The following is a 15,814-nucleotide window of genomic DNA, read 5'->3' on the forward strand; positions in this document are numbered from 1 at the left end:
TACGCCGTGTGCACCTCGGTTCGCGGCCGGTGGCCGAAGCCAAGTATGCCGGCACGCAAGGGGCTTGGTGTAGTTGCAGGCCTGAAGCGAAATGGCGGCGGGTGGACCCCACTCCGTCGCCCTTCGATTTCCCGGTGGAACCGAACAGGCGTTGGACAGTGTCCGTCTTCTGCCACCCGGCAAGGGGGCGCCGGCAAACCTCCGTATTTTCATGCATATTAGCAGTTATTCCATGCTCAATCACAAACTTTGTCAAATATGAACTCATCCCTCCTTTCGCTTCTGGGGGATTTCGTATGGCTAGACTTGCCGGCGCTCAGAATCGCGATATTTCTCACCTATGGCGTGGAATTAGAGGAGGCGACGATGAAGCACCACACGCTTGACGCGTTGCGGAGCACTGCCGGGGTTCATGCAAAGTTTCAAGACTTCACGACTACGCGCGAAACACGGCTCCTGCGATGGGCGGAGCTTTTGGAGAAAGAGCCCGATCGACGCCTGCGAACACTTCCCGAGACAGAGTATCAGCCGACATCCGTGCGCGATCGGATGCGATGCGTGGATTCGCCGATGGCTTTGGCATTCGAGGATGCCGTCTTTCGTGCCGAAGGACTGAAGGACGACACTTACGGCGAGGCAAAGCGGTTTTTTGAGCTGACCGATTGGCAATTGCATGGGTTTGTCTGCAGTTGCCATTCCGGTGCGACCGTGCGCTCCGGTAGCGCTGCTAAAAGTCTTCGGCGCGCCGCAAGGCCGAGCCCCGGTCTTTTGGCCATGCTTTGGGATGCGCTCCTGCTCCGGTAGTCAACTTCGTTGACAATGGCGCTGATCCACGCATCGGGCTTCGACCATATCGGCTCCTTATTGGGAATTGGAAGGTTTTCACATAGGCCATGCCCACGGCCCGATAGCCTTCCGAACCGATGTCCGAATAACTGCTGCGGCCGTCATCAAAAGAAGTGCCAGAGTCACCGCAGTCAGGCCTCAGCAGTCGGCGCCGCCGCCTGGAGATCATCAAACGCGGCACCGCCAGTGAGATCGAAGGCGATCGACCCCGCGAGAATGCCTATCTTCACTTGGTCCTGAGTTGCGACGTCCGGGTCGTGAAGCCAGATCCCAAACGGGAGACGATGTCCGCGCCGGAAGATGAGGAAATCCGACTCAACCAGGATCGCAAGTCCAAAAAACAAACCGCTGATGACGCCTAACGTCAGGGGCTCCAGCGGATTTCCCCTCGATCAAACGGGGAGCGCCGGGTGACAATTTCGGTGTTCTAGGCCGGCACACGGGGCCGTTTCCTTATGTTGCTTAGTACAATTGCTGATCCGGAAGGGGTTGAACGGGGGCGCGTAACATTTTATATCATATGATGATATTGTTGTTGGCCTGAAACCTGATTCGTCACCATGACCAACCGTCCACAGCTAGCGTGCCCTCTTGCAGACGATGTACTGGCCGACCGCCTCGCTCTCACCACACGAGAATTTCAGCGTTACCGGAGCCAGCGACTCTTAATGGTCGCGGTGAGCGAAGCGGGTGACACGCAGGCGGTCACAGTCACATGCCAGATCGGAAACCGAATTTGGGAAGGCCTCGTAGAGGATGGCCGGATCGTTTTTGAAGAGGTCAGATTTTTGCGTGGAATCCGATCACGAAAGCCTGCTGGCTGAGACTTCGCCTCGAAGCTCGGGTGCCACCGCTCAATGCTTACATAAAAAGGATATCGATGAAGAGACTTGCGGTTTTGATTGTTGCAACGCTGGAACAGGTGGGCGCCGTCATGGCGGCGCCGAAAATGGTCCAGCAGACAGGGGACTGGGGTGTCTATTCCTATGACAGAAACGGCCGCACGACCTGCTACGCGCTTTCTATTCCGAAGGACGTGAAGCCGGCAGATGTGGATCACGGGCAAAACTATTTTCTGATCGCGCCTGCCGAAAAAGATGGCCGCGACGAGCCGGAAGCAATCATGGGATACGATCTGAAGGCAGGATCGATGGTTCAGGTTTCGGTCGGCGACCAAACGTTCCGAATGTTTACGAAGGAGAATACAGCCTGGGTGGACGATACGGCACGCGAACCGGAATTGATTAAGGCTTTCCGTGCAGGTAGTCGAATGACATTGGAAGCGATGTCTGCGCGGGGCACGCACACAACCTATGTCTATTCCCTGGACGGCGTGACCGCTGCGTTAGACCGCGTTGCGCGATGCAAGTGAAACAGGCGGTTACCAAACTTTCTTTTTCGGCCGAACCAAATTCGGTTTTACGCTCTGTACGGCGAGGCTCCCTAGGGAAAAGGATGTGGCCGGCAGTAGGTCAGTTCACTGCTTGTGCGGCCCGGGCTTGCGATACCTCGGAATCCATTTCACCCGGAATGGCTGCCAAGCTTAACATGACGGCGACGTAGCCTGCAAAGACAGCGCAAATGAAGGCGGTCTTAGTCATTTTTACATCCTTTTTATATCACGTGGTGACATTCTTTGGTGGTTCCGCCATATTGTCAATCCTGAATGCAGGATGAACAAATGAGGGGGGCTTGGTGGCTGAGGAAAAAATTATGATCGTGGAGGACGACGCGCTGATCGCGACGGACCTTCGGGAGATCGTGTCCAATCTCGGTTACGAGGTCTCGGGTATAGCCGACAGCTTCGTGACCGCACGGCTTCTTGCTCCCGTCAGCACGATTGCATTGGTTGACCTCAATCTTAAAGATGGGGCGACTGGATTGCGCGTAGGGCAGTATCTGGCCAGCAATTTCGGAATTGAGGTGGTTATGGTGACGGCGAGCTCCGAGGCCATTCAGGACGATCTTCCGAAAGTCATAGGGCTGATATCGAAGCCAGTTCATCCGACATTGATCAAGAACGTCCTCGATTATCTGCGACGCATTCGGGAGGGAGGACGCGGCGTGCCGCCAGCAGGGATGCGGCTCTTCGTTTGAGCGCTACGCAGAGGCGGGGAGAACCATGACCGATAGACGTGCCGAGCTGATCCTGTGGGTCGGGCGGCTGGAGACCATACTTGTCAACCTCGGCATGCTGGATGAAAGTGGACAGCTTGCGACCGACGTTGGATCAACCTTTCCGAAGGAGGTCGCCGATGCGCTCGACGGATTTATCGAAAATCCCGTTGAACTGGCCGGTCTCCTGAAGATCTGCCGGGCTGCGCGCGACGGCCGTCCCTTGTCGCCTGCGGTCCTCAACGCCGCGTATCTCATGGCGCGCGAAGTCTTGCACGCGTTACAGGAAAACCTTCCAGAACCCTAGATCAAATGACAAAAAAGACCCGTCCGAAATCATTTCGGACGGGTCTCATGCTGACCGGGCAACTCACTACGTCCGGTCAAAAGCTAGCTGTCGGTGACTGCGGGGTCAGCTGACTTGGGCAATTCCTTCAACTTCATCAGCTGATCGGCACAGGTGTCGGCGGCATTTGTAACGCTATCGTTGATGCCTGCAATCTTCGTCCAGCCTCCGTCCCTGATGAAGTTTTCGCGCTCCCACGAGGACTTCGCTTGTAAAGCCCGCAGGTTCTCTTCAGCGCCCCGCGCTGTAACGAAGTTGTGGACGCAGATGCCTGCCACGAGCTCGGCCTTGGCGTCTCTGACCGCGATGTCTCGCATGACGTCCGCTCGTCCAGACGTCATCCATCCGCCCCAGGTGAAACCGGCGACCATCGTCAGGGCGCATGTGCCGATTATCGACCAAGCCCAGAGTGTCTTTGAAGGGCGGTACTCCGACCAGGCGCTGTCGCCATTCAGCATAGCTGCTCTCCTCTTTTTATATCATGACATGATACAAAGATCGCACAAGGAGATCAATCAGGAGGTGATAAAAAAACAGTGACCGTCGTCACGCCAGTTCGGTCACCTGACGAAGACGCGATAACGATTCCGCCAGCAGCGGCTCGTTCACGAGCATGCCTTTCACGTGAACCTTTGCGAGGGATTCGAGAACGTCATTGCCTTTCGATGTCAAACCGATCAGGACACTTCGCTTGTCGTCCTCCGCGGGTATCCGCATGGCCAGTTCTCCCGCGCACATCCGGTCTATAAGCTGGACGGCTCCGTTGTGGGGCATGAGCATCTGGTCGGCGAGATCTCGGATCCTGACCTGCCTGCCCGGCATGGTCCGGACGACAAGCATGGCCTGATACTGTTGCGAGGTCACGCCTGCCTCGGCAAGTGCCGCTTCGCTGAAAGCCAGGAAGCGTCGCATCGCCAGTCGGAAGCCCGCCAGCCCATCATAGACTTGGTCATTCAGTGCGGCAGAGCCGCGTACTGATCGAGGCATTCAGGTAATCCCTTTCATGTGTCACGAGATGATGTAATCTTGCCAAGCCACGCCCAGGAGGACGGTCGCGAGACGCTGCATCCATAGTGGCACCGAGTTGTCAGAATGACTGTGCCTATTTCGTGGCTTTCAGGAATAATTCGAATGGGCAAGACTGCGGCAGCCCTTGCCAATTCTCATTGAATCGATCGACCAACGTATCCCCAATACAACCACAAGTTTTTCAGAGATTTTGCTTTTCTCCATTCGGCATCAAAGTAGAGACAGCGAACGGAATGGTTCCGTGACGGCAATTGTGGTTGAAATGTGGCGGTTTCTCTGCCATCCTGCGCCGATGGTGGATATTCGATCGCCAATATATGATGTCGACGATAGCAGGCGGGCTTTGCAGTGTACGTCGGTATTCAATGACGCGTTGAGTCTTTTGATTCGCAAAGCCGTGCTTGCTGGCTGGAGAGAAGAAGAAGCTGCGCTTCAAATCGCGGACTTGGCGGATGACTACATTTTGTACCTGACGTCAAAGCCATCTCGCGAACGGCGGGCCGCCAATACCAACTGTTGCGGCGCGAGGTCTGGAAAGCTGTAAGCGTCGGAGGAGGCAATGATTTGTGGGATTTGGCACTCAACGCTTTTAAGCATCGGGATGTTAGTGATCGTTATAGTCGTTGCGCTGGTCACCCTACTGATGCTCCTGAAAAGCTTTGGTCCAGTCGGACTTGCAACTGCAACATATCCGGAGACTTCGCTCGTTCAAGCGGTGACCGAAACTAGCGAATAGTCCTAAACGATTTGACAGTCACATGATCGGATTCGAAATCTCACATTTCGCAAGCCCGTGATTGCCATTGCTGCGGAGAGCCGAATGGCAATACCCGGCGCTATCGCGGACCCGTTGTCACTTGTGCCCGATCCTTCAGTGCCATCGCGCTCTGATATACAATGCGACCCATGAAATACTCGAAAGAGACCTGGCACAGGTCGTCGTCATCGATCGATTCTCATGCGCCCGCGTGCCGGCTCTCTATCGCAGCACACGCTCAGCGGACGGCATAGGCCGGAAGACTGAAATCATCCTGCAATTGGCGCCCGAGCAGCAGGTCAGCCACGGGCGGCAGAACCATGAGGGAACTCAAGCAATTGCGCAGCGCAATGCCAAATCCGGTTTTCGGAACGAACGACGATGCAAAGCGGCTGGCCGCCTTCTGCTTGTCCTGCAAGAGTGGCATCAGTCGCATTTGATAATGTTCCAGACCGGCCAGGGCGTTATCTCTTGCACATGCGAACTCGCCGGCAAGCACATAGGCTTCGGTCATCGCCAAACCCGACCCTTCGCCGGCCAGCAGCGAGACGCAGGCTGCAGCGTCGCCGATGAGGACCGTGCGGCCCTTTGTCCAATTGTTCATTCGGATCTGGCTGACGCGATCGAAATAGATTTCTCCCGCTCCTTCCATGGCCTTCAATATTCGCGGACATTCCCACCCAACGTTGCCGAACGCATCTCGTAAAGCCGCTTTGCGCCCAGCATTGGTTGCGGGTATTCCATGGCCAGGATTGGGGTCGCGGTACACGAACAGAAAGAGCGTCCTGTCATCTCGCATGGAAAATCGGGAGATTTGTCTGCCCGGTTCTGCATAGCTGACATAGGTCAACTCGTCGCGGCGCCGATATCCCAAGAGCTCGAATGCGGCCACCTTGTACCCAAGATAGAACTCGAATTGTTCCTCCCGCCCAAAGCGAAGTTCACGGACGCGCGAATGCAGCCCGTCAGCCCCAACCACGAGGTCGAACCTTCGGCTGGCGTGATGGCCAAAGCCGATATGCAGACCGTGGGCATCGTCATCGATCGTGGTGATGCTATCTCCGAATATCGTTTCGACCTTGCCATCGATCGTTGCGTATATGGCGGACGCAAGGTCGCTTCTCCTCAAGCTGACGAAACCGCTATTTAACGTGCGCGTAATCACATCCGTAGAGAAGCCACCTCGCCGCCGGCCGTCGCTGCCGACGAAGCGTACTTCCTTTACGCGATATCCGCTTTCCCGAAGACGGGGAACGATCCCCATCATTGTTGCCACGTCGTATCCATGGCCCCAGAAGTCAACGATATACCCGCCGGATCGCGGTCCTGCGGCTTGCTCGATCAGCACCGGCTCATGGCCGTAACGATAGAGCCAGTAGGCTAGTGTTGATCCAGCGATGCCCGTGCCGTTGATCGCAACTTTCATGGTCTTGTCCTTCTCGTCAAGCAAAGCGGCAAGCTGCTCTTCAGCATCTTGTCTTGCCCAAGTTGTCGGCCTCCAGGTCGATCGTGATCGCACTCAGCCATGCTTTGCGACTGTTCCGATAAGAAATGCGAGCGCCTTTAAATTCTCTTTTATATCATGTCAGGATATATTTTCGGAAAAATAGTGTGAACCTGAACCTGGATGCAGGCGCATGAAAGTTCCGCTTTACCCGCAACGGATGAGCCGCTTTCCAGTGGCCAGGTGCAATGTATCTTTATTTATATCATGCTGTGATATATGCTGGTTGCGCCGGCAATAGGAGGAGGTTTGGCTCCGCCAGCGCGCCAGGAGCACCACTCGCCGCGCTCGCGGACCGGACTCCAGACCTTCCTGGCGGAAAGGACGATCAATTGGACGATCTCAATGTCAAAATCGATGGATCCATCGTGTTGGATCGCGACGTTCGCTTCTTCGGATCGATCGCAGGGACGTTGACGGTGCCGACCGGCCGGACGTTCGAACTCCACGGAAGCATAGGACGCGATCTCGTTGTCGAAAAAGGTGCGAAGGCAATCGTTAGCGGGTCGGTTCAGGGGACTTTGATCAACAAGGGCGGTGACGTCTTGTTGAGTGGCAGTGTGGGGCGTATCGAGGACTACGATTCCGCCAAGCCAACCCGTCGGAGCATCCATTCCTGAGTGCTGTTGATTATTTTAGATTTGACTGAGGACACTTTCCACAAAGAAGAGTCTCCTTGGTCTTGTTCAAACGTTTACCGTTGCAGCGACGCTGAAATCAGAGACGGGTCAAAGTGACCATCTGTCGGTGGGCGCTTATCAGCGAATAGTGGAGCCTGCGAGGCCTTTTTGACAATCCAGATTATCTAATGGCTAGGTGAACAGAAGCTCCCGGACGATGACGCAGTTACCTTCTGCATCATCGCGATCGTGCGTTCACATCTGCGCCCATTGCTTTCTCGGCGGTGCGTCGTGCTCTGACTGTAGCCGCAATAAAGACCCTGGAAAGACCATGATAGAGCGGCTCACGCGATAGTAAGCGGGAAGTCACATAACCGATCATTGCGACGGCCATAATCGGCACAACGGCTTGGTGATCGCCGGTCATTTCGAGAATGATGACGAAGGCAGTCATCGGGGCCTGGACGACGCCGGCAAAATACCCTGCCATTCCGAGAATGGCGGCAAGGGCAACGCTGGTCCCGAGGAGGACGCCAACAGTGCTGCCAAAGCCTGCACCCACAGCAAGCGACGGTGCGAAAATGCCCCCTGGTATGCCCGAGATCATGGAAAGAAAGCTGACGACGATTTTCTCAACAAAAAAGAGCAGAGGCGGGGCATTTCCTTCAACGGCTCCCCTTGCCTGATCGTAGCCGGTACCAAATGTCATACCACCGGATGCGATCCCAATCAGCGAAATAACAAGGCCGCAAACAGCAGCGAGCACAATCGCTCGTCTCAGGGGCTGCGGCTGCGCCCACCGGCGAATGCGTTGACCGAAATGCAAGGCAAAGCCACTGAAGGCAGCGCCCAAGATGCCGCCTCCGATGCCGCAAACGAGAACGAGAGCCCAGTCCCGAAGCTCACTCGGTGCAGCAGACGATATGCCGAAATAATTGTAGCTGCCAGACAGCCCCAGCGCCGCAAGGCCCGAGAGGATGACAGCGGTTAGAACCAGACCATTGGCGCGCGATTCATAGGTGCGGCTCATCTCCTCGATGGCAAAGACAATGCCGGCGAGCGGGGTATTGAAGGCGGCTGCGATTCCTGCCGCCGAACCGGCAAGAATCAAACCGCGCGCTTGTGGCGTGCCACCGAAGCGGGCAACAGCAAGCATGATCGACGCACCGACCTGGACCGTGGGACCTTCGCGGCCAATCGAGGCGCCGCAGAATAGACCGAGGACGGTCAAAATGACTTTGCCAAACGCAATCTTCAGCGACAGCAATCGCGTTCGGTCATCATCGTGTCGCAGATGTCGCGCTGCAATCGCCTGGGGAATGCCACTCCCCTGAGAGTTCGGAAATAACGTCGCAGCCAGGTAAGCCGAAAGCATGAAGCCAAGTGGGGTCAGCACTAACGGCAGAAAGTATGCCCATCCACCGGTGGAAGTGAGGCCAGCAAACGTTCTTTGGGCGACGTCCGCTAGCTTGGCAAAACCGACGCTGATCACGCCGATCGCCAAGGCGCCGCACCAGAAGACGATCCTCGGCCGCCAAAGATGCGAAGCACCCCAGAAGACGCGCGAGCGACGCATGAATTTGGATTTGCGATGAAAAGCAGGCATGGATGGGACCATTGGCTATTGGGATGAACGCCGAGCGCGAAAATTCATCATGACAGCTGCTAATGGCGGATCGGCGATCCTGAGGCAATAGTCCTCGATTGAATTGCCGGCCGTGCAGAGCATCAGAACATCGATTTTGCGATTGTTATCATCCGCTCTGCCGTCGGCCCGATGGATTTTCGCCCCGGCTTGCTGGACGACCTTGCGTGACCCACCGCAACGGTGTTCGCAAGCAGCCGATCAAAGAGCTGTGACGATTCGTTAGGGGACAGAGCTCTCCAACATGCAGTTGTTCGTTGTTGATGGTCAGCTGATCAGTCGGATGTAGCGCCAACCATTCAAAGCAATGGGGGTTGCGGCCGACGTGGGCAAGCCTGTACGGGACGGCGGTGCATGTTCGGCGATATCGGCACGCCCAGCAGCCATCGAAAGAATATTCCGACGCGCCGCATCGCACAACCGGCCCAGAAAGGCTCGGCCACTTCGACGGGGGTTGCGAACTCGCCGCCAAACCGAGCCGTTGGTCTTGCCTGGAAATATGTCGGCGTTGCGCCTGCTGTTGGCCTGTACCGCGAAAGTGATGGCGAACGTTTGCGCTGACAAGCCGTCTTCGACTGTGCAGCTCCATTTGAGAGCATATATATCATTATATGATGTGTTTCTAACGGTGCGTTTAGTGCTAGCATCTGTCCGTTCTGCGCAATGTGACAGCTACGAGATGCGTCGCTGATCTCGGGGCTGCGCATGCCAATCGAGACCGAACCTTGTGGAGTGATGGTTCACTTACGTCGTTGAAGGGAGATCGGAATGTTTCCTGTAGCGGTTGATAAAGGGATGGAGAAGCGAATGGAGCCCTCACGGGCTCAAGAACCTCACAGTCCGCGTCAGCTTCCATCCCTGAGCGATGAGCAACGACAACTTCTAAACGAGTATCGCTGTGGCCACGTGGCCGAGGAGACCTTTCAGGATCGACTTGCCGCTGATCCCGTCCTTACCGAGTACGTTCGCAAAGTGTGTCGTGCCTGACGGCCCGGAATCTTCTGATAGAATACTGACCGCAACGCTGGCGGTCCGGCAGAGGCTCGCGGTCGACGATCGGCACAACTGATGGCGGCGCCACACTTTGACTACATCTGCTCGAGCGGCGGTTGGGCGATCGCGTGCTGTTCAACACCATATGGGGCATGCCCACCACACAACGACACCGGGTTTGATCTGACGGTTGACAATCTAGGACGGTCGCCCTAAAAAGTGAATAGGACAAGCGTCCCAGTTGTCGCATGTGGCTCGGGGTGGAGACTATGCCTGTCGATTTGTTCGAGCCGTTTCCGTTGGGCCACTTGGTCCTCGCCAATCGAATTGTCGCTGCGCGGGGGATGGAATGATGAGCAACAAAACAACCCGTGACGAGATCATCGAGGCCGCCGATGATCTGTTCTACCAGCAAGGCTACGAGCACACGTCATTTGCCGACATTGCCGATGTCGTGAAGATCTCGCGCGGCAATTTCTATCATCACTTCAAATCCAAGGACGAAATCCTGGATGCGGTGATCGACAAGCGTCTGGCGGACCGACAGGCGATGCTGCAGCGATGGGAGATTGAGGGGAAAACCGCGGAGGATCGCATCCGCAGCTTCATCGATATCCTGATCGTCAACGGAGACAAGATCAAGCGTTACGGCTGTCCGATCGGCACGCTGACGAGTGAGCTTGCGAAGCTGAACCACACAGCACAGGCCGACGCCAACCGGCTATTCGCGTTGTTCAGGACGTGGCTTCGCAGGCAGTTCGTCGCGCTCGGCCGTCAGGCCGATGCCGATATGCTTGCAATGCACCTTCTTGCCCGCAGTCAGGGGATCGCGACGCTGTCGAATGCCTTTCAGGACGAGGAGTTTGTAAGGCAGGAGGTCGAGCAGATGTACGGCTGGCTGAGATCGTGTGCAGCGGGCACTACGCCTGATGAATCGAAACGGGCTGATACGTAAGGCGCCAACCAAGAAAACTCAACGCAATCGGATCGGCGCCCAGCCGGCATCCGGAAAAGAAACAAGCGACCCGGCAAGCGCGGGGTTGGCGCATGCATCCACGAGAAATTACGGAAGGAACAATATATGTTTGTCGTGCTGCTCAAATTTTCCGACAACAAGGCCCGGGCCGGCCAGCTCATGGGCGGCCACACGGCCTGGATCCAACGCGGCTTGGAAGAGGGCATCTTTTTGCTGATTGGCAGTCTTCAGCCAAACCAGGGCGGCGCAATCCTGGCGCACAATACGACGCGGTCGGACCTGGAGAGCCGGCTGAAGGACGACCCCTTCGTAGCGGAACAGGTCGTCACGGCGGAAATTCTCGAGATCACACCGGCGAAGGCCGACGCGCGGCTGGAATTTCTGCTCGGCTGAATGCCGGCCCCCCACTTCACAACCCGACGGCAGACATATGAGTGCAACGATATTGGGTCCGGATGGCAAATCGCGTTGCCGGTGGTGCGGCGGCGCACCGGAGTTTCTCGTCTATCATGATACCGAATGGGGCTTTCCGGTCAGCGATGACCATCGCCTGTTCGAGAAGCTGAGCCTAGAGGGTTTTCAGTCCGGACTGAGCTGGCGCACCATTCTCGCCAAGCGCCAGAACTTCCGCGCAGCCTTTCACGGTTTCGACTTCGACAGGATAGCGCGCTTCACCGAGAGCGACCTCGATCGTCTGCTCAAGGACGAGGGCATCGTCCGCCATCGCGGCAAGATCGAGGCCGTTATCAACAATGCGCGGCGGGCGCAGGAACTCGTCAGCCGGGAAGGCTCGCTGGCGGCTTTCATCTGGAGCTACGAACCGGAGACGAAGCAACTTAAGGAACCGCAGACTGTCTCGACCTCGGCGGCTTCGGTCGCCCTGTCGAAGGATCTCAAAGGGCAAGGCTGGAAATTCGTTGGGCCGACCACCGTCTACGCCTTCATGCAAGCGATCGGGCTGATCAACGACCATGTCGAGGACTGCGTGATCCGGGCTGGGGTCGAGCGAGTGCGTCAAGAGTTCAGGCGCCCGGGCGGCTGACGGGGAAGCCCATTACTGCAATCTTCGGTCAGGTCGGTCGGCGGGATGTCCGCTTTGGTCCTGCAACCCTCGTCAGCTTTTCAGCCGCTGGTCCAATCGCGGTTTCGAAATGGCCGATGACGGGGACCTTCCATCATCCGTACGTAGGTTCCCAACAAGGCTGAGAGCGCCACAGTCGGTGTGCGATGTTTTATCGGGACCTTCCGTTGTCTCTTTAGCTCAAGGGCATCCGCACGCTGTGAGATCAAGGGGCCGTAGCCACCCGCATCGAGGACGGAACGTCGCCAATGGGCGGCCACCGCATCATCGTCGGCCGTCAGCCAATCAGTTGGTCGGTCTGCGAGCCGTTCGACACATCGAATGCGCATTGATGTGGATAGGCTGCTCAGGGACGCCGTCGGAAAGCTGTCGGTAATGCTGGGCATGCGCAGCAGACACTGGACGAGCATGCCGCTGCGCAGCGACCCGGTCATCGTCTCAAGCCGGCAGATATCGTTGATGCACCGGTCCAGCTGCATTGCTGGCGGGCTCATCGGGACTTTCGATGCGCGGCGCAGATCAAAGCCGCAGTGAACGCAATAGTGCTGCGGAACGAGTTCGGTCTGATCGAAGGCCGCAATGCGGCTGTGGCAGGATGGGCATCGGTCGCGCAGTCCGCAACGATGCGTCACGCATGAAACCTGGGTCGCCAACCGCCATCGCCGCCGAAAATACGGCTGTGCGTCCTCTGCCAGACACCGGGAGCAGAACTGCAGCCATGTTGAGCCGTCGCGACGTCCGCTGCTCCGGAGCGGTAACAGGAGCGGTTTCAAGGATGAGCGCGTCAGCATCATCGCCGAGAGCCAGTGCGGTGAGATACCGGTATATGCGCGAAGCAGGTTCTCGATATCGACCGGAAGCTTGAGGTCCAGGGAGGCCGACCACATCCCGGCATGAAGCCCGAGCACGCGGGCGAACGGCCGAGGCGCAATACCATTGGCATAGGCAAGCCGGTGCAGCCAGCTCGACAGCAACTCGTCGAGCTGCGGCGTGACGATGACGGGCCATTTTTCTGAAACCACGTCACGATAGCGTTCACGGATGCTGATGACTGGCGTGTGCGCGTCAGCCGTCGTCATAGAAGGCTCTCGCGCAAGGCCGAATTGCGCCGCTGCGAAATCGGCACGTGACGCAGCTCGTCGATGCTGGCCTTGCTGATGCGTTCGGTCCCGGATCTGATCGCGGCGATGGCAGCCCTGGTGACGACGGTGACGATCTCGCCGATCAAGCCTTCAGACAGATCGAATATCCGCCGGGCCAATGCTTCGTTCGACAAATCCGAACTTTTTGCGAGCGGCAAAGCGGCTTCGAGGCTGTCGAGCAGCATGAGATAGGTCTCGCGATATTGCCACCGAGGGACCGCCACTAAGTCGAAGCGGCTTGCCATCTCGCTGGTGGCGTTGACGAAATCGCAGACAGCCACCTCGCCGATCAGCACCGGCGAGATGTCGTACTGGCGGCCGATGCGCCGCAGGAAAGCGAAGACGGCTTCGATGTCACGTGCCCGGCCCCGCAATGCATTGTGAAACTCGTCGAAGATCAACACCCTCGGCTTGAGGCTGAACAGCAAGTGGTCGAGTTGCTCCGCCTTGCGGCGAAGGTCCCATATGTCGCCGCCAGGAGCGCGCAACGCCTGCAGAATGCTGGCATAGAAATGGCCGAGGCCGGCGCCTTCGCGTGTCTGGACCATCCATACTCTTTGCTCGGGTGCGTTTCGCAGGTGCTCGACGGCAAACCGCTCGGCGATCATTGTCTTGCCGTTTGCGTAGGGCCCGACCAACATCAGCCCCTGGGTTCGCAATGACGGAGGCCGTTCCAAGAGCTCGGTCAGTCGCTGATGGCTGGCCTGGGCGACATGATGCCCGATCCAACGGGGTGCGCGGATATAGGCGATCCTTTCCTGCTGATCACGGTCAAGATATGGTCGGACATGCTCGAGCAAATGATCCGCCATGGCTACCAATCCTCCACCGGCAGCCGGCTCTTCTGGCGCGGGGGATGCTCTGCGGGAGGAGGCGCCGGCGGCTGCATGACCGCATAAGGCTTTTCCGCCGCAGCGGCATGGGCATTGCGCACGCTGTCGCGCAGCCGGCGCTTGGAGGGTTTTGCGGTCTCCACGATGGCTGCGATCTCGCGGCGGAACGCCACCTTCTCGACGTTTGAGCGTTGATTATTTGTACGGCGACGGGCGCGCTCTGCCTCGTGTTCCCACAGCGTCAAGGGCATCAGCTGGCCGTCGCGTCGCTCGACCGGCCGAAACTGACGAGTTTCCGGGTCGCGGACGTAGACATGACTGATGTCGCGGGGATCGTATCGCACCTCGAGCTTTTCGAGCCGGTCGCGCTCGGGAACGAGGATGCCCAGCCACGGCGAATAATAGTGCAAGGCGAACATGCTGATCCCTTGCGGTGAAAGTTGTCTTTCCGTCCCCGGCAGAAACGACAGCAAGACGCGCTGCGGATCGTCGCCAAAGTTCGGCAGTTCCGCACTGTTGCGTTGCCATTCGGTCAGCGGCACCTTCAGTGTCTTGGAATTTTCCTGCAGATTGTGATCGATGACCGCGAGCGCGATGCAGCGCTCCAGATCGGCAAAGCTCAGGCAGGCGCGCCGCTCCGACGGATATTCGTCGCGGTGGGCGATCGAACGCCCCGACGAACCGGGATAGGCGGCGAGTACCGCATTGAGCTTTCCCAGCAACCGTTCAACCACGCCGCCTTGATGGACGCGGCCGCGATCGCGATAGCGGATCCGGATCCCGTAATCGTCACATCCGCGCTGGAAGGCGTGTCCCTTGAACTCCTTCGCCGAGTCCGTGACGAGCAGCCGCGGCCGACCGAACATCGGCCAGGCGTGATTGAGCTCGCGGGCGGCAAGCCAGTCATCTTTCGGGCAAATGGCGTGGGCGAGACCAAGCGCGACGGACAGAACCGACGGCTTTTCCAGGGTAAGGCAGAAGCCAAGAATGGATCGTGTCGCCACGTCGGTGATGACCGTCAAATACGGACGGCCGACGAATACACCGGCGCCATCGACCACCTCTACGAAATTGACATCGGTCGGCGTATGGTCGATTTGGCAGACGGCGAGCGGATGCGGCGCGTGGATATAGCCGGGCCGCGGCTTCAGCCGCAGCAAGTGCTTTGGATTGGCCGATCGCTTCTTCGCGATCTCTTCAGGCGAAAACAGCGCCGGGATGCGCCGGGCGACCGTCACGTAAGACGGCACGACAAGACCTGCTTCCTCGCACCGCGCGCGGATCTCGTCGACCACGGGAGCAAGTGCGGTCGGCTCGAGCGTCAGCCACTTCTCGCGAAGTGTGGCCGCGATGATCTCCTCCACCTGTTCCGGCAGCCGCTTGCGCCGACTGATCGCGGTGCGAGGAAGCAAGGCGGTCACCGTGCGATCGGCGCGATAACGCGCAAGGAGATTGTAGATTTGCCGCGTGGTCAGCCGCAGTTCAGCCGCCGCGCGCGTGATGGCAGCTTGTATCGGATCGCCGCCGTCGAGGATCTTGTCCAATTCGCGGGCGACACGACGCGCCATCGACCACTGCTCGTCTGAGATTGGGCGCGCCGTGGGCAAGGTTTGGTCGTGCAATCGCTTTGGCAAGGGCGCTTCATTGAAATCGTTAGCGAAAAATCGACATCGATTTAACGCCTAAACCTAACGCCTGTATGACAATTTTCGATTTGAAATGCGAAAGTAAAAGCCACAGCCTGCGCCTCGCTGTGGCTCGCGGCAAACTCGTGCACCTTGAGGACCTCGTCGTCCAGCCTGATCGGTGGTGTGCTCTTCTTGTCGGCGATCAAGCCCCAGACGACGATGTTGGTAAAAAAGCCTGTGAGCAACTAAGTCAGTGAATAACTGAACTGAATTTTCCGGATACAATCAACCACAACGTG

The 15,814-nt window shown here is 57.7% G+C and carries 17 protein-coding genes; 9 read left to right on the plus strand and 8 right to left on the minus strand.

What is annotated here, in order from left to right; translation table 11 throughout:
- The first annotated feature begins 366 nt into the window (after positions 1–366).
- Positions 367–804, plus strand: coding sequence for a hypothetical protein (locus NBG89_RS31555; protein ID WP_431324840.1), 438 nt, complete (start codon positions 367–369; stop codon positions 802–804).
- 922 nt (positions 805–1,726) lie between these two features.
- Positions 1,727–2,218 (plus strand): invasion associated locus B family protein, encoded by a 492-nt coding sequence (locus NBG89_RS31560; RefSeq protein WP_431324841.1) that lies wholly within the window; start codon positions 1,727–1,729, stop codon positions 2,216–2,218.
- Between the two features lie 100 nt (positions 2,219–2,318).
- On the opposite strand, the gene NBG89_RS31565 is transcribed toward NBG89_RS31560, so the two are convergent.
- Complete coding sequence (locus tag NBG89_RS31565) at positions 2,319–2,447, minus strand: hypothetical protein (protein WP_431324842.1); 129 nt, start codon at positions 2,445–2,447, stop codon at positions 2,319–2,321.
- 94 nt (positions 2,448–2,541) lie between these two features.
- Here NBG89_RS31565 and NBG89_RS31570 point away from each other — a divergent pair, with 94 nt between their 5' ends.
- Together NBG89_RS31570 and NBG89_RS31575 are read left to right on the plus strand one after the other, a co-directional pair.
- Positions 2,542–2,943 (plus strand): response regulator, encoded by a 402-nt coding sequence (locus NBG89_RS31570; RefSeq protein WP_431324843.1) that lies wholly within the window; start codon positions 2,542–2,544, stop codon positions 2,941–2,943.
- A gap of 25 nt (positions 2,944–2,968) precedes the next feature.
- Positions 2,969–3,268, plus strand: a complete 300-nt coding sequence (locus NBG89_RS31575; RefSeq protein WP_431324844.1) for a hypothetical protein — start codon at positions 2,969–2,971, stop codon at positions 3,266–3,268.
- Between the two features lie 83 nt (positions 3,269–3,351).
- On the opposite strand, the gene NBG89_RS31580 is transcribed toward NBG89_RS31575, so the two are convergent.
- On the minus strand, positions 3,352–3,765 hold the full coding sequence (locus NBG89_RS31580; RefSeq protein ID WP_431324845.1) for a hypothetical protein: 414 nt from the start codon (positions 3,763–3,765) through the stop codon (positions 3,352–3,354).
- An 88-nt stretch (positions 3,766–3,853) separates the two neighbouring features.
- Positions 3,854–4,294: a MarR family winged helix-turn-helix transcriptional regulator gene (locus tag NBG89_RS31585; RefSeq protein ID WP_431324846.1), complete on the minus strand. Its 441-nt coding sequence runs from the start codon at positions 4,292–4,294 to the stop codon at positions 3,854–3,856.
- Positions 4,295–4,460: 166 nt separating this feature from the next.
- Between NBG89_RS31585 and NBG89_RS31590 the strand changes: the two genes are divergently transcribed.
- On the plus strand, positions 4,461–4,880 hold the full coding sequence (locus NBG89_RS31590) for a hypothetical protein (protein WP_431324847.1): 420 nt from the start codon (positions 4,461–4,463) through the stop codon (positions 4,878–4,880).
- A 451-nt stretch (positions 4,881–5,331) separates the two neighbouring features.
- On the opposite strand, the gene NBG89_RS31595 is transcribed toward NBG89_RS31590, so the two are convergent.
- Positions 5,332–6,519 carry an FAD-binding domain gene (locus NBG89_RS31595; RefSeq protein WP_431324848.1) on the minus strand — a complete coding sequence of 396 codons (1,188 nt, stop codon included), beginning with the start codon at positions 6,517–6,519 and terminating at the stop codon, positions 5,332–5,334.
- Between the two features lie 410 nt (positions 6,520–6,929).
- On the opposite strand from NBG89_RS31595, the gene NBG89_RS31600 reads away from it, so the two are divergent.
- Positions 6,930–7,217 carry a hypothetical protein gene (locus tag NBG89_RS31600; protein WP_431324849.1) on the plus strand — a complete coding sequence of 96 codons (288 nt, stop codon included), beginning with the start codon at positions 6,930–6,932 and terminating at the stop codon, positions 7,215–7,217.
- Positions 7,218–7,455: 238 nt separating this feature from the next.
- Here NBG89_RS31600 and NBG89_RS31605 read toward each other — a convergent pair whose 3' ends face one another.
- Positions 7,456–8,823, minus strand: coding sequence for a chloride channel protein (locus tag NBG89_RS31605; protein WP_431324850.1), 1,368 nt, complete (start codon positions 8,821–8,823; stop codon positions 7,456–7,458).
- 1,384 nt (positions 8,824–10,207) lie between these two features.
- Between NBG89_RS31605 and NBG89_RS31610 the strand changes: the two genes are divergently transcribed.
- The 3 genes from NBG89_RS31610 (at position 10,208) to NBG89_RS31620 (ending at position 11,873) form a co-directional block, all read left to right on the plus strand.
- A complete protein-coding gene (locus NBG89_RS31610) occupies positions 10,208–10,810 on the plus strand; it encodes a TetR/AcrR family transcriptional regulator (protein ID WP_431324964.1) in 603 nt (200 codons plus the stop codon).
- A 126-nt stretch (positions 10,811–10,936) separates the two neighbouring features.
- On the plus strand, positions 10,937–11,224 hold the full coding sequence (locus NBG89_RS31615) for a YciI family protein (protein ID WP_431324851.1): 288 nt from the start codon (positions 10,937–10,939) through the stop codon (positions 11,222–11,224).
- 37 nt (positions 11,225–11,261) lie between these two features.
- Positions 11,262–11,873 carry a DNA-3-methyladenine glycosylase I gene (locus NBG89_RS31620; RefSeq protein ID WP_431324852.1) on the plus strand — a complete coding sequence of 204 codons (612 nt, stop codon included), beginning with the start codon at positions 11,262–11,264 and terminating at the stop codon, positions 11,871–11,873.
- An 80-nt stretch (positions 11,874–11,953) separates the two neighbouring features.
- Here the strand turns inward: NBG89_RS31620 and NBG89_RS31625 are convergent, their stop codons facing one another.
- The 3 genes from NBG89_RS31625 to NBG89_RS31635 are packed head-to-tail and all read right to left on the minus strand — an operon-like array spanning position 11,954 to position 15,455.
- Positions 11,954–12,991, minus strand: coding sequence for a TniQ family protein (locus NBG89_RS31625; protein ID WP_431324853.1), 1,038 nt, complete (start codon positions 12,989–12,991; stop codon positions 11,954–11,956).
- Complete coding sequence (locus NBG89_RS31630; protein WP_431324854.1) at positions 12,988–13,866, minus strand: TniB family NTP-binding protein; 879 nt, start codon at positions 13,864–13,866, stop codon at positions 12,988–12,990. The genes NBG89_RS31625 and NBG89_RS31630 overlap by 4 nt, the downstream gene beginning before the upstream one ends.
- Before the next feature lie 2 nt (positions 13,867–13,868).
- Complete coding sequence (locus NBG89_RS31635) at positions 13,869–15,455, minus strand: Mu transposase C-terminal domain-containing protein (RefSeq protein ID WP_431324855.1); 1,587 nt, start codon at positions 15,453–15,455, stop codon at positions 13,869–13,871.
- Between the last annotated feature and the right edge of the window lie 359 nt (positions 15,456–15,814).

The organism is Rhizobium sp. YTU87027, assembly GCF_050644135.1.
Taxonomy (GTDB): Bacteria; Pseudomonadota; Alphaproteobacteria; order Rhizobiales; family Rhizobiaceae; genus Rhizobium.